Source organism: Actinomadura vinacea (assembly GCF_039532545.1).
Classification (GTDB): Bacteria; Actinomycetota; Actinomycetes; order Streptosporangiales; family Streptosporangiaceae; genus Spirillospora; species Spirillospora vinacea.
This window is the reverse complement of the sequence record NZ_BAAARW010000001.1, coordinates 330,171-343,305: the sequence shown is the minus strand read 5'-3', so window position 1 is coordinate 343,305 and position 13,135 is coordinate 330,171. Positions and strand designations below refer to the sequence as shown.

12 protein-coding genes are annotated in these 13,135 nt (G+C 71.6%); 6 read left to right on the top strand and 6 right to left on the bottom strand.

Annotated features, from left to right (window positions below; translation table 11 throughout):
* The first annotated feature begins 140 nt into the window (after positions 1-140).
* The 5 genes from ABD340_RS01540 (at position 141) to ABD340_RS01520 (ending at position 6,206) form a co-directional block, all read left to right on the top strand.
* Positions 141-899 (top strand): FadR/GntR family transcriptional regulator, encoded by a 759-nt coding sequence (locus ABD340_RS01540; RefSeq protein WP_344586455.1) that lies wholly within the window; start codon positions 141-143, stop codon positions 897-899.
* A gap of 128 nt (positions 900-1,027) precedes the next feature.
* Positions 1,028-2,317, top strand: a complete 1,290-nt coding sequence (locus tag ABD340_RS01535) for an ABC transporter substrate-binding protein (RefSeq protein WP_344586454.1) — start codon at positions 1,028-1,030, stop codon at positions 2,315-2,317.
* Positions 2,318-2,365: 48 nt separating this feature from the next.
* Positions 2,366-3,253 (top strand): carbohydrate ABC transporter permease, encoded by an 888-nt coding sequence (locus ABD340_RS01530; RefSeq protein ID WP_344586453.1) that lies wholly within the window; start codon positions 2,366-2,368, stop codon positions 3,251-3,253.
* Positions 3,250-4,182, top strand: a complete 933-nt coding sequence (locus ABD340_RS01525) for a carbohydrate ABC transporter permease (RefSeq protein WP_344586452.1) — start codon at positions 3,250-3,252, stop codon at positions 4,180-4,182. The genes ABD340_RS01530 and ABD340_RS01525 overlap by 4 nt, the downstream gene beginning before the upstream one ends.
* A complete protein-coding gene (locus ABD340_RS01520) occupies positions 4,179-6,206 on the top strand; it encodes a beta-galactosidase (RefSeq protein ID WP_344586451.1) in 2,028 nt (675 codons plus the stop codon). Before ABD340_RS01525 ends, ABD340_RS01520 begins: the two co-directional genes overlap by 4 nt.
* Before the next feature lie 141 nt (positions 6,207-6,347).
* On the opposite strand, the gene ABD340_RS01515 is transcribed toward ABD340_RS01520, so the two are convergent.
* Positions 6,348-6,908, bottom strand: a complete 561-nt coding sequence (locus ABD340_RS01515; RefSeq protein ID WP_344586450.1) for a class I SAM-dependent methyltransferase — start codon at positions 6,906-6,908, stop codon at positions 6,348-6,350.
* 126 nt (positions 6,909-7,034) lie between these two features.
* Here ABD340_RS01515 and ABD340_RS01510 point away from each other — a divergent pair, with 126 nt between their 5' ends.
* A complete protein-coding gene (locus ABD340_RS01510; RefSeq protein ID WP_344586448.1) occupies positions 7,035-7,463 on the top strand; it encodes a MerR family transcriptional regulator in 429 nt (142 codons plus the stop codon).
* 64 nt (positions 7,464-7,527) lie between these two features.
* Here ABD340_RS01510 and ABD340_RS01505 read toward each other — a convergent pair whose 3' ends face one another.
* The 5 genes from ABD340_RS01505 to ABD340_RS01485 form a co-directional block, all read right to left on the bottom strand.
* Positions 7,528-8,490 carry an ABC transporter substrate-binding protein gene (locus tag ABD340_RS01505; protein WP_344586446.1) on the bottom strand — a complete coding sequence of 321 codons (963 nt, stop codon included), beginning with the start codon at positions 8,488-8,490 and terminating at the stop codon, positions 7,528-7,530.
* A 98-nt stretch (positions 8,491-8,588) separates the two neighbouring features.
* Positions 8,589-9,422 carry an ABC transporter ATP-binding protein gene (locus ABD340_RS01500; protein ID WP_344586445.1) on the bottom strand — a complete coding sequence of 278 codons (834 nt, stop codon included), beginning with the start codon at positions 9,420-9,422 and terminating at the stop codon, positions 8,589-8,591.
* Positions 9,419-10,453 carry a FecCD family ABC transporter permease gene (locus tag ABD340_RS01495; protein ID WP_344586444.1) on the bottom strand — a complete coding sequence of 345 codons (1,035 nt, stop codon included), beginning with the start codon at positions 10,451-10,453 and terminating at the stop codon, positions 9,419-9,421. Before ABD340_RS01495 ends, ABD340_RS01500 begins: the two co-directional genes overlap by 4 nt.
* Positions 10,450-11,445, bottom strand: a complete 996-nt coding sequence (locus ABD340_RS01490; RefSeq protein ID WP_344586545.1) for a FecCD family ABC transporter permease — start codon at positions 11,443-11,445, stop codon at positions 10,450-10,452. Before ABD340_RS01490 ends, ABD340_RS01495 begins: the two co-directional genes overlap by 4 nt.
* Before the next feature lie 566 nt (positions 11,446-12,011).
* The gene (locus ABD340_RS01485; protein ID WP_344586442.1) at positions 12,012-13,082 is read right to left on the bottom strand and encodes a hypothetical protein; all 1,071 of its coding nucleotides are present in this window, start codon (positions 13,080-13,082) and stop codon (positions 12,012-12,014) included.
* Positions 13,083-13,135 lie beyond the last annotated feature (53 nt).

The window sequence follows — 13,135 nt, the reverse complement described above, 5'->3', positions numbered from 1 at the left end:
GACGCACGACGACTGCTGCGGCCTACAACGTAGGACGTCCTATGTCAGAGTGGAAGTGGTCGTACGATAAGCCTCGGAGCCCGGGAGCACAACCGTGCCCGGACCGGGGCACGGGGCGGCCCCGGCGGCGGGAGGTAACGGTGGCGGAGCGGCAGGCGGAGCGGGGGACGGCGCGGGGGACGGCCCGGCGGACGGGCGCTCAGGTCCAGCACGAGATCATGCAGCTGATCCTCGACGAGAGGCTGCGCCCCGGGGAGCCGCTGCCCACCGAGACCGAGCTGATGGCGAGCCTGGGCGTGAGCCGCAACTCGGTCCGCGAGGCGCTCAAGGGGCTGCAGGCGCTCGACATCGTCGAGATCCGGCACGGCTACGGCACGTACGTGGGGCAGGTGTCGCTGACCCCGCTCGCCGACGGCCTCACCTTCCGCACGCTCCAGGAGGCGGGCGGCTACGTGCGGGCGCTGAGCGAGATCCTCGAAGTGCGCGAGGTGCTGGAGGCGGGCCTGATCCGGCGCGTGGCCCCGACCATCCCGGAAGAGGACCTGGCCGCGCTCGACGTCATCGTCCGGCGGATGGACGCCAGGGCGCGGGCCGGGGAGACCTTCGCCGAGGAGGACCGCGAGTTCCACGAGCTGCTCTACCGCTCGGTCGGCAACGCGCTCGTCCCGCAGCTGCTCGAGGTGTTCTGGAACGTCTTCGACCGCGTCTCCCGCGTCCGCGGCTTCGACCACGACCCGTCCCCGATCGGCACGGTCCGGCGCCATCGCGCGATCGTGACGGCGCTGCGCCGCCGCGACGTGGAGGCCGCCGAGGAGGCGCTGGCCAAGCACTTCCGCAACATCGACACGCGGGTGGCGCGGGCCGACCGCCGGGACCGGCCGGGCACGAACCACCGCTGAGAGCGTCGCGAAACAAACCGTTGACCGGTTTTGGGGACCTGGTTATGGTATGTCCAACGTAGGACATCCTACGTCCTCGCCGACGTCCGCCCTGCCTTCGGGAACGACGGAGCGAAAGGACGACAGCAATGAGGTCTCGTTTTGTTGCCCTGCTGACCACGGCCACGACGCTGCTGGCCGCGGCGTGCGGCGGCGGTTCCGGTGAGGGGTCCGGGGAGAAGGTGACGCTCACCTTCTGGGCATGGGTGCCGGGCATCGACAAGGCCGTCGCACTCTGGAACCAGGAGAACCCCGACGTCCAGGTCAACGTGTCGAAGATCCCGGCCGGCGGCGACGGCGGCTACCAGAAGATGCACTCCGCCCTGAAGGCCGGCAACGCCCCGGACCTGGCACAGCTGGAGTACGAGGAGGTTCCCGGGTTCCTGCTCGCGGGCGGCCTGGAGGACCTGTCGCGGCACGACGCCGCGCAGTACCAGAACCGCTTCGTGGACTGGCAGTGGCAGCAGGGGGTGTTCGGCGGAAAGCCGTACGTCATCCCCCAGGCGTCCGGTCCGATGGCGATGTTCTACCGCAAGGACCTGTTCGACAAGTGGGGCATCGAGCCGCCGAAGACCTGGGCCGACTACGAGAAGGCGGCGCAGGAGGTCCGCAAGCGCGGCGCCTACATCAGCACGTTCTCGCCCAAGAGCTCGGGCTGGTTCGCCGGGCTGGCCTGGCAGGCGGGCGGGCAGTGGTTCGGCACCCAAGGGGACACCTGGGTGGTCGACATCGACAACCCGCAGACCCAGCAGGTCGCCCGCTACTGGGAGAACCTCGTCCGCCGGAAGCTGGTGAAGACGATCCCCGACTCGTCCAACGAGTGGTTCCGGGACCTCCAGGAGGGGCAGATCGCCACCTGGGTCGGCGCGTCCTGGGGCGATGCGATCCTGCGCGAGAACGCCCCGAAGACCGCGGGCAAGTGGCGCGTCGCGCCGATGCCGCAGTGGCAGGCGGGCCAGAACACGGCCGGCAACTTCGGAGGGTCGTCCACCGCGCTGCTCAAAGGCACCAAGAACGCCAAGGAGGCGCTGCGGTTCGCGGTCTGGCTCAACACCGACAAGGAGAGCGTCGACCTGCTGATCAAGGGCGGGTACGGCTGGCCCGCGGCCAAGGGCGCGTTCAAGGGCTCCGCGCTCGACCAGGCCGACGCCTTCTTCGGCGGCCAGCGCTACAACGAGGTGTTCGCCACCGCGGACCAGTCCGTCAACAAGAACTGGAAGTGGATCCCCACGTTCAGCCAGACCGCGGCAACCCTCACCGACGGGTTCAAGGGCGCGGTCGGCGGCGGCGCGGGCGCGTTCGGCCAGGTGATCGCCACCACCGACCGGCAGACCGTCGCCGATCTGAAGAGCAAGGGCCTCCAGGTGGCCGGCAGGTGACCGCGCGTTCACCGATTCCGTTTCCGCCGATCCTGTAGGAGCCGGTCAATGTCCCGTCGTCACCCGCGCGCCGCCGCCGGGTTCCTGGCCCCGTTCTGCCTGCTGTTCCTCGTCTTCTTCGTGCTGCCGATCGGCTACGCGGTCTACCAGAGCCTGCTGAAGGTCGAACGCACCGGACCGCTCGGGCTGGGCGAGGAGACCCGGACGTTCGCGGGCCTGCACAACTACGCGCGGGCGTTCGGCGAACCGGGATTCGTGGACAGCCTCTGGCGGGTGCTGGTGTTCGCGGCCGTCGAGGTGCCGGTGATGATCGGTCTCGCGACCGTGCTGGCGCTGATGCTGGACGCGGCGTCCGCACGCGGCGTGCGGTTCTTCCGGACGGCCTTCTTCCTGCCGTACGGGGTGCCCGGTGTGATCGCCTCGATCCTGTGGGGGTTCCTGTACGTCCCGGGGATCAGCCCGATCCTGTCCGTGCTGGAACAGGTGGGCGTGCGGGCCGACCTGCTCGGCCCCGACACCGTGCTGTGGTCCATCGCCAACATCGTCACCTGGGAGTTCGCGGGCTACAACATGCTGGTGGTGATCGCTCAGCTGCAGGCGATCGACCGTGACCTGTACGAGTCCGCCGGCGTCGACGGCGCGAGCGCCTGGCAGGTCGTCCGGCACATCAAGCTCCCGCTGGTCCGGCCCGCCCTGGTGCTGACCACGGTGTTCACGATCATCGGGACGCTGCAGCTGTTCGCCGAACCGCTCGTACTGCAACCCCTGGCGCGCGGCGTCAGCAGCCACTACACGCCCAACATGTCGGCCTACAGCGAAGCGTTCGCCAACAACGACTACAACCTCGCCGCCGCCGAGGCCGTGCTGCTGGCGCTGATCGCCTTCGTGCTCTCGTTCGGGTTCCTCCGGATGACCTCGACGAGGGTCGGCCGGTGACCCCGGTGCCGACGACGCGCGTGGAGACCGCTCCGCGGCCGGCCGGCGCCGACGACACCGCCCTGCCCCCGTCCCCGTCCCCGCGGCCGCGGCGGTCGCTGCGCGGGCGCATCCTGCTGACCTCGGCGCTGGCCGTCGCCGCGGTCTACTTCCTGCTGCCGGTGTACTGGCTGGCGGTCTCGGCGACCAAGTCCACCGGGGACCTGTTCGGCTCGTTCGGGCTGTGGTTCAGCGATCCGCGCCCGCTGGAGAACCTGCGGCTCCTTCTCGAACGCGACGACGGGATCTTCCTGCGCTGGGTCGCCAACAGCCTGCTCTACGCCGGGGTCGGCGCGCTGTGCGCCACGCTGTTCGCGGCGATGGCCGGGTACGCCCTGGCCAAGTACGAGTTCCGCGGCAGGGAGGCGATCTTCAACATCATCATCGGCGGCGTGCTGGTCCCGGGCACCGCGCTCGCGCTGCCCCTCTACCTGCTGCTGAGCCGCGCCGGCATGTCGAACACCTACTGGTCGGTCCTGCTGCCGAGCATGGTCACCCCGTTCGGGGTCTACCTGTGCCGGGTCTACGCCGCCGCGGCCGTCCCCGACGAGATCATCGAGGCGGCCCGCATGGACGGGGCGGGCGAGCTGCGCATCTTCACCACCCTGGTACTGCGCATCATGTCGCCCGCACTGGTCACCGTGTTCCTGTTCCAGTTCGTGGACACCTGGAACAACTACTTCCTGCCCCTGGTCATGCTGTCGGACTCCAAGCTGTACCCGGTGACGCTCGGGCTCAGCTCGTGGCTGTCGACCGCCGACCGGCAGCCCGCCCTCTACCAGCTCACCGTGGGCGGAGCTTTCGTGTCCGTGGTCCCCCTAATGATCGCGATCGTCTTCCTGCAACGGTTCCTGCGCGCCGGCCTCACCCAGGGGAGTGTGAAGAAATGAGCCAGAGCCACGACCGTATGGACCGGTTGCGACGGCGGCTGGGCGGCATCGCCTACGGCGGCGACTACAACCCCGAGCAGTGGCCGGAGGAGGTGTGGGACGAGGACGTCCGGCTCATGCGCGAGGCGGGCGTGTCCATGGTGAGCCTGGGCATCTTCTCGTGGGCGATGGTGGAGCCCGCACCGGGGGAATACGACTTCGGCTGGTTCGACCGGGTCATGGACCTGCTCGCGGACGCGGACGTCGCCGTGTGCCTGGCCACGATGACGGCCTCTCCCCCGCCGTGGCTGGCCCGGCTGCACCCCGAGACCCTGCCGGAACGCGAGGACGGCACCCGCCTGTGGCCCGGCGCCCGGCAGCACTACTGCCCGTCCAGCCCCGTCTACCGGGAGCGCGCGACCGCCCTCGCGGAACAGGTCGCCACCCGTTACCGGGACCACCCGGCGCTGGCGCTGTGGCACATCGGCAACGAGTACGGATGCCACGTCCGCGCGTGCTACTGCGACGTGTCAGCGGAGGCGTTCCGGCGCTGGCTCCTCGCCCGGTACGGCACCGTGGACGAGCTCAACCGGGCCTGGTCGACCGCGTTCTGGTCGCAGCGGTACGGGTCGTTCGAGGAGGTGCTGCCGCCGCGTACCGCGCCGACGTTCCGCAACCCCGCCCAGCGGCTCGACTACGCCCGGTTCAGCTCCGACGAGCTGCTCGCCTGCTATCTCGCCGAACGCGAGGTCCTGGCCCGCGTCACCCCCGGCGTGGCGCTGACCACCAACTTCGTCCCGCTGGCGCGGACCCTCGACCTGTTCGAGTGGGCGCGGCACCTGGACGTGATCAGCTACGACTCCTACCCCGACCCGCACGACGCGGACGCGGCGGCGCGGGCGGCCTTCGGCTACGACGTGATGCGCTCGCTGCGCGGCGGCCAGCCCTGGCTGCTGATGGAGCAGGCGCCCAGCGCCGTCAACTGGCGCACCCGCAACGCCGCCAAACCGCCGGGCGTGATGCGGTTGTGGAGCTGGCAGGCGATCGCGCACGGCGCCGACGCGGTGATGTTCTTCCAGTGGCGGCAGTCGCGCGGCGGCGCGGAGAAGTTCCATTCGGCGATGGTTCCGCATGGCGGCACCGATACCCGTACCTTCCAGGAGATCCGCGACCTGGGCCAGGAGCTGGCCGCCCTGAGCTCGCCGGCGGGCGCGCGACCGCCGCAGGCCGACGTGGCGATCGTCATGGACTGGCACAACTGGTGGGCCCTCGAACTCGACGCCCACCCCAGCTCCGATCTCCAGTTCCTGGGCGCCGCCCTGGAGCACTACCTGCCGCTCTACGAGGCGAGCGTGGCCTGCGACGTGGTGCGCCCCGGCGCGGATCTGTCGGGCTATCGCCTGGTCGTGGTCCCGAACCTCTACCTGGTCGAGGACGGCGACGCGGCGTCGCTCGAAGAGTACGTGCGGAACGGCGGGACCCTGCTGATCTCCTTCTTCTCGGGCGTCGTCGACTCCAGTGACCGGGTCCATCCCGGAGGGGCCCCCGGGCCTCTCGCCCCGGTGCTCGGCCTTCGTGTCACCGAGTTCTGGCCGCTGGCACAGGGCGAGACCGTCGGGCTTCGCCCGGACGGCTCGGGCGCGCTGTGGTCCGAGGAGCTCCGGCTCGACGGCGCCGAGGCCGTGGCGTGTTTCGACGGCGGCGAGACGTCCGGCCGGCCCGCCATCACACGGCATCGCTTCGGCGCGGGCACCGCGTGGTACCTCGCCACCCGTCCCGATCCGGCCACGATGCGGCGGCTGTACGACGACGTCCGCCGGGAGGCCGGCGTCGAGCCCGTCCTGTCCGGCCTGCCCGGCGGAGTGCAGGCGCGCGTACGCCGGGCCGGTGACGGGACCGACTACCACGTCGTCCTCAACCACGCCGACGAGCCCGTCACCGTGAGGCTTCCGGTGCCGATGCGCGACCACCTGGGCAAGGACGGGCCCACCGACACCCTCCGGCTCGCGGCCCGCGGAGTCGCGCTGCTGACCGCCGACGTCTAGGACGTCCAGGGCTCGCTTCGGCGCCGGGCGGCCCCACGGTCACCACCGCCGCGCGGTTCCAGGTCGAGGCGGGCCGTCCGGGGATCAGCGTGGTCGACCGGCTGGCGCAGGGCAGTACGACGACCAGTTCTGACCGATCGGTCACCCGCCGGTCGGGTTGGTGGCGAGGACGCACGCGACCGGCGGGTCGAGGTCGAGGGTTTCGGCGCGGATCCGGGTGAAGCCCGCCTGGGTGAGCTGGTCCCGGAGGTTGTCGGCGGCTCGGGCCGTGGTCTCTCGGGTGGCGCCGGGGCAGCGGGGCTGGCTGACGAGTGCGATGCGTCCCGCGGGACGGAGCAGCCGCCGTAGATCGCGGAGCCGTTCTACCGGGTCGGGCCAGAACCCCGCGGAATTGACGGCGAGGATGGCGTCGAGCGGCTCGTCGAAGTTCGGCAATCGGTCCACAGAGGCGTGGACGAGGTGCACACGGCGGACACGGACGGCGGCGGCGTTGCGCCGGCCGGCCTGGCGGACCATGGCTTCGGAGTGGTCGATGCCGTAGACGTGGCCTCGGGTGGCGCGGGCGGCGAGTTCGGCGATGGCGATGCCGGGGCCGAAGCCGATTTCGAGCACCCGATCGGTGGGCCGCACCTCCAGCAATGTCACCGCCCAGATGTTGCGCTGCCGGTTGGAGCGGCGGTGAGCCATGAACCAACCGACCATGCGTCCGGCGATGCCACGGGGGTGGTGGAACTGGCGCACCCCGGCTCGGAGCGCGCGTTGCTTGAGATCTGCACCTGCTGTCTTCACGATCGCCAGTCAACGACTTCAAGTACGCTTGAAGTCAAGATGTCCGACGAGCGGTTGACGATCGGCGAGCTGGCGGGCCGCACCGGTGTCGCCACCTCCGCCCTGCGCTACTGGGAGGAGCTCGGCCTGCTCCCGGCGCCGGCCCGGGTCTCAGGTCAGCGGCGCTATCCGCCGTCCGCGGTCGGGCTGGTCGGCGAGATCTTGCTGCTGCGCGACGTCGGCTTCACGCTGCGCGAGCTCAAGGAGCTGATCGCGTCTCGTTCGTCGGCCGGCGACGATCGGCGGGAGCTGCACCGGCGCAAGCTCGCCGAGCTGGACCGGCGGATCGCCCGGTTCCAGGCGGCGCGCACCGCCATCGCCCACGGCTTGGCCTGCCCGCACGAAGACATCCATGAGTGCCCCGAATTCGCCGACGTGGTCGCGGCGCGCCTGGCCGGATCATCCCTCGAAGAGGCCCATCCGCACTGACCCCGAACGCCGGAGGCGCCGTCTCCCCGGGCCTGGGGAGACGGCGCCTCTCGTGCGCCGGCGGCTACTTCTTGGCCAGCGGCGTCAGGTACTTCTGCAGGTCGTCCAGGAGCAACCCGGCGGCGGTGACGCCGATGCCGGTCATCCAGATCTCGTCGTCGACCACGTGGGAGTGCCCGGCCTTGACCGCGTTCAGCTTCTTCCACAGCGGCCCGGCCGTGATCTTGGCCTGGTCCTGGGCGGCCTTCTTCCCGTAGGCGGCGACGAAGACGATGTCGCCGTCGGCGTCGGCGATGCGCTCCGGGCTGAGCGGGGCCATCCGCTTGTCGGCCTTGTCCTCCAGCAGCTGGAGCTTGGGACGGCCCGCCCCGACGTCGCGCAGCACGATGCCGGAGAAGGAGTCCGGCCCGTACTGGCGGAGCTCGTCGGGCATGAACCGGATCACGCTGACCTTGAGCTTCGCGGGGTCGCCGAGCGACTTGCCCAGCTCCTTGGCACGCGCCTCGTAGGCCTGCAGCTTCTGCTGCCCCTCGGCCTTCTTGCCGACTGCCTCGGCGTCCAGCAGGAAGTTCTGCTTCCAGGTGATGCCGATCTTGTCGGTGAACACGGTCGGGGCGATCTTCGACAGCTCGCGGTAGAACTTCTCCTGCCGGAACTTCGAGCCCAGGATCAGGTCGGGCCGCAGCGCGGCGATGCCCTCGACATCCGGCTCCTGGGTCGTCCCCACGACCTTGACCTTGGCGAACTCGCCACCGAGGTACTTGGGCATGCCCGCCGCCTCCCCCGGCAGCACGGTGCCGACCGGGGTCATGCCGAGGGTTTTCAAGGTGTCGAGCTTGTCGGTGTCGAGGACCACGATCCGCTTGGGGGTCTCGGGCACCTTCGCCTCGCCCATGGCGTGCTTGACGGCGCGGGTGGGGCCGGACGACTCGGCGTCGCCGCTTCCGCAGGCGGTCAGGACGAGTCCGGCCGCGAGCACACCGGCGACCGCTCCACCCAGCCGCCGGCCGAGTCCGAGGAACTTCACGTGCGTCACCTAACTTTCTGTGGGGGTCGAACTCTGTAGTCGCAGGGGCGTTTTCGCTGTGGGGACGCCCCCGCACCCCCGGAACCACCGTGCCCTGGTCATGCCGGAGCGTCCGGCACGACCATCGGAGCCCCCGTCACCGGGCACGGGACGACCACGCCGCCCAGACCGAACACCTCGGCGAGGCGGTCGGCGTCCATCACCTCTCGGGGCGGGCCCTGGGCGACGACCCGGCCCGCCTTCATCACCACCATGTGGTCGGCGTAGCGGCACGCCTGGTTGAGGTCGTGCAGCACCGCCACGACCGTGCGTCCTCCCGCCGTATCCGACACCGATCCCCCGGCACGGTTGAGGCGCCGCAGCAGGTCGAGGACCTCCACCTGGTGGGCCAGGTCGAGGAACGTGGTGGGTTCGTCGAGGAGGAGCGCGTCGGTGTCCTGGGCGAGCGTCATGGCGATCCACACGCGCTGCCGCTGGCCGCCCGACAGCGCGTCCACCGGGCGGTCGCGCAGGTCGCCGAGGCCGGTCAGGGCCAGCGCCCGCTCCACGGCGGTGGTGTCGGCCGCGCTCCACTGCCGGAACCACCGCTGGTGGGGCTGGCGGCCGCGCGCCACCAGGTCGGCCACGCTCAGCCCCTCGGGGGTGACCGGGCTCTGCGGCAGGACGCCCAGGCGGCGGGCCAGGTCGCGGGTGGGCAGGGCGTGCACGTCGGCGCCGTCGATGAGGGCGGCGCCGCCGCGCGGGGCCAGCAGCCGGGCCATCGTGCGCAGCAGCGTCGACTTCCCGCAGGCGTTCGGCCCGACGATCACGGTGAACGCGCCGCCGGGCAATTCCAGGTCCATGTCCTCGATGACGAGGCGGTTGCCGTAGCCGACGCTGAGCCCGCGCGCGGTCAGCCGCACCGGGGGACGCGGCTTCTCCTCGGTGGTCATGCCTTCTTCCTCCGTACGAGCAGCCACAGCAGGTAGGGGCCGCCGAGGGCCGCGGTGAGCACCCCGACCGGCAGCTGGATCGGCGCGAACGCCGTCCGGGCGACCAGGTCGGCCACGACGGTCAGCAGCGCGCCGGTGATCGCGGCGCAGGCCAGCGGGGGACGTTCGGCGCGGACGAGCCGGCGGGCGAGCTGCGGCGCGGCGAGCGCGACGAAGTCGACGGCGCCCGCCTGCGAGGTGGCCAGCGCGGCCAGTACCACCGCGACGGCGCCGAGCGCGACCCGCCGCCGCACGACCCGGACGCCCAGGCCGCGGGCCACCTCGTCGTCGAGGGCGGCGGTGTCCATGGCCCGTCCCGCCCACAGCAGCAGGGGCGCGAGGGCGAGCAGCGGGATCAGCAGCATGCGGGCCTCGGTGTAGCCGAGCCCGCCCAGGCTGCCCGCCAGCCAGATCCGCGCGCGCTGGCCCTCGATCGGGTCGGCGTCGACGATGACCACTTCGGTGAGCGCCCGCAGCGCCAGCGCGACGGCCATCCCGGACAGCACGAAGCGGTGCGCGGCCAGCCCGTACCGCCATGACAGCGCGAACACGACGGCGGCCGCGGCCATGCCGCCGAGCAGCGCGGCCGGTCCCAGCCAGACCGCGCCCGCGCCCGCGCTCATCATGACGGTGGCGGTGAGCCCGGCGCCCTGGGTGACGCCCACGACGTCCGGGCTGGCGAGCGGGTTGCGGCTGATCGACTGGAGCAGCGCGCCGGACAGGCCGAGCAGCACGCCGACGGCCAGCGCGACCGTGATCCTCGGCAGCCGCAGGTCCTGGACGACGACGGTGAACGGTCCGTCCCCCGCCAGCGCGCGCACGACGTCGCCCGGCGGGATGAACGTGCTGCCCACGCCGAGCGAGACGACCACGGCGACGCCGGTCAGCACCGCCAGCACGGCGCCGACGACGGCCGGGCGGCGCCGCACCACGAACGCCATCGGCCCGCCGCCCACGACCACATGGCCCGCGACGGGATGCGCGGCCTTCATGCGGTCACCGTCCGTCCGCGGCGGACCAGCAGGATGAGGAACGGGGCGCCCAGCAGCGCGGTGACGACCCCGGCGCGCACCTCGGCGGGCGGCACGATCAGGCGGCCGAGCACGTCGGCGGCCAGCAGCAGCGCGGGCCCGAGCAGCAGCGAGACGGCCAGCACCCAGCGGTGGTCGGCGCCGACCAGGCCGCGCGCCAGGTGCGGCACGGCCAGCCCGACGAACCCGATCGGACCCGCGGCGGCGACCGCCGCGCCGGTGAGCACGACGGCGGCGACGGCGGCCAGCAGCCGGACCCGGCCGACGTTGCGGCCCAGCCCGCGCGCCACGTCGTCGCCGAGGGCGAGGGCGTCCAGCCCGCGGGCCACGGCGAAGGCCAGCAGCGTCCCGGCGGCCAGGAACGGCAGCACCCACAGGGCGACCTCGGCGGGGCGCCCGGCCAGCGAGCCGACGGCCCAGAAGCGGTAGGTGTCGAAGGTCTGCGCGTCGACGGTGAGCACGCCGACGACGACGCCGGTGAGCGAGGCGTCCAGGGCGGCGCCCGCGAGGGCGAGCGTGACCGGGGACGCCCCGTCCCGCGCACGGGCCGCCAGCACGTAGACGAACGCCCCGGACGCGGCGGCGCCGACGATGCCGAACCACACGAAGGCGGGCAGTGTCGTCAGCCCGAACATGCTGATCGCGATGACGACCCCCACGGACGCGCCGGACGTGACGCCCATCAGCCGGGGGTCGGCGAGCGGGTTGCGGGTCAGGGCCTGCATCAGCACCCCGGCCAGCGCCAGCCCGGCGCCGACCGCCAGTCCGGTGACGGTGCGCGGCACCCGCAGCGACCGGACGATCGTGCTCTCCTCGCCGCCGTCGGGGCGCAGCAGCGCGTCCAGGACGTCCCCGGGGGCGATGCCGCGGCTGCCCGCGGCCAGGCTGGCCAGCGCCGCCGCCACCAGGAGCACGGCGCACCCCGCCACCACGGCGAGCCGCCTGCCGCGCATCACGATCACCCGCCGCCACCTTCACGTTGAAGAGATCAGGCCGCCATCAGATAGGTTAGGCATGCCTAATTCAGCGGGATCGTAGAGCACCCGCACCGAAAACGACAAATCACTCTCCAGGGGATGGACAAGGGCGCACCTCCGAGGAGGAGCGGCCTCGCCTCGATCCCGGAGACGCTCCGGGGCGCGGGGACGCGGGCCAGGAGGGATGGCGCCCAGCTCGCCCCCGACACTCGCCCGTGCGCAGGGGGACCGGCTGTTTGATCGTTCAGCCGACGGAGCCGCTGATTCGATCACCGTCCATGAAGACACGCCCTAGCATGATCGGCGTCGGTGTTTCTTCAGGGGGGATGATGGATCCGCTGCGACCGCATGATCCGCGGCAGATCGGCCCGTATCGCCTTCAAGGCCGGCTCGGGGCCGGCGGGATGGGCGAGGTCTTTCTGGCGGGTTCGCCAGGGGGCCGCGCGGCTGTGGAAGCTGACCTGACCCGGCCGCGAGCCGGCGACCGTTGATGGCAGACCCGCATGAAGCGAGGCCTGCCGTCAACGACTCGGCGTGCTCGGCTACTCGCAGTCGCCCGTCGTCCACGGCCAGTTGCGGACCGGGGTGTCGTGCGTCATGGCGCAGATGATGGTGTCGCCCTTGTCATCCCCGTACCGGGCCCTGATCTCGCCGCGCATCTCCGCCCACTGGCGGCGGGTGTCATTGATCGCCCACAGGACGGCGCGTTCCTGGTTGTCGGAGATGGAACCGCGTGCGCTGGTCCCGTCCCTGGTGACCTTGCCGGTGGCCGGGTCGATCTGCGCGACGTCCTTGTTCAGCTCCTCGTCGTGGCGGATCCTGCCCCCGCATTCGTCCGACGGGTAGCAGCCGGTGGTGAGCTGCTCGGGGACGTCGGAAGGTGACGACAGCGGCAGCCGGAAGTTCATCAGCGGGAACACCTCGCTCCGGTGCATGCCGGGCGGGTTGCCGACGCCGGTCGGCTTGCCGGGATCGGCGGAGTCGACCCAATTGGAGTGCGAGTAGAAGTCCTGGACGCCGTGCAGGGCACGGGCGAACAGGTCGACGAACCGGCACTTGGCGCGTGCCCGCTGTCCCGGCGGCCCGTAGTCGGCACAGGACGAGCGCGTCTCGTAGTTGGACAGATCACCATCGTCGTCGAAGGCGGTCCCGGCCTGCTGCGCGGCGCTGTGGAACCGGCCGCGCAGGTGCCGGAGGCAGTCGACCAGCTGTTCGGAGGCCTGCGACCGGCTGCGCACGTACGTATTGCCGCCGTTGTCCTCAGGCCGGATGTAGTCGGCGTTGTCGCAATGGGCCGCCGGGTTGTCCAGCTCGCCGCCGCTCAACCATGAGTCGGGGCCGCCGACCCCGCCGAGATAACCGCGGTACCCGGCGAGAATGTCCATCGAGTCCGGTTCGAAACAGGTGCCGTCGGATGGCTGGTCCTCCGGACACGCGAGCGCGGCCCGCGTCACCTTCTCGTGCTCCCCGTGTCCCGAGGAGAACCAGTAGTAGGTGGCGAACGCCTCCGCCTTCGGAGAACGAACGACTTGGACCGCCACGGCGACCCCCAGGACGGTCGTGATCACCATGGCGGCGACCAGGCTGCGGCGCAGCGTATGCCCCCGTATCACATCGTGCCCCTTTCCTCGTTGAGGGCACACCGTCCGGCGACACCCTCACCGTC

What these genes read in the sequence shown, in the direction of transcription:
- ABD340_RS01535 (WP_344586454.1), top strand. Translation starts at nt 1,028, where the DNA reads ATGAGGTCTCGTTTTGTTGCCCTGCTGACCACGGCCACGACGCTGCTG.
- ABD340_RS01515 (WP_344586450.1), bottom strand. Translation starts at nt 6,908, where the DNA reads ATGGTCGGTTGGTTCATGGCTCACCGCCGCTCCAACCGGCAGCGCAAC.
- ABD340_RS01510 (WP_344586448.1), top strand. Translation starts at nt 7,035, where the DNA reads ATGTCCGACGAGCGGTTGACGATCGGCGAGCTGGCGGGCCGCACCGGT.
- ABD340_RS01490 (WP_344586545.1), bottom strand. Translation starts at nt 11,445, where the DNA reads ATGCGCGGCAGGCGGCTCGCCGTGGTGGCGGGGTGCGCCGTGCTCCTG.
- ABD340_RS01520 (WP_344586451.1), top strand. Translation starts at nt 4,179, where the DNA reads ATGAGCCAGAGCCACGACCGTATGGACCGGTTGCGACGGCGGCTGGGC.
- ABD340_RS01530 (WP_344586453.1), top strand. Translation starts at nt 2,366, where the DNA reads ATGTCCCGTCGTCACCCGCGCGCCGCCGCCGGGTTCCTGGCCCCGTTC.
- ABD340_RS01500 (WP_344586445.1), bottom strand. Translation starts at nt 9,422, where the DNA reads ATGACCACCGAGGAGAAGCCGCGTCCCCCGGTGCGGCTGACCGCGCGC.
- ABD340_RS01495 (WP_344586444.1), bottom strand. Translation starts at nt 10,453, where the DNA reads ATGAAGGCCGCGCATCCCGTCGCGGGCCATGTGGTCGTGGGCGGCGGG.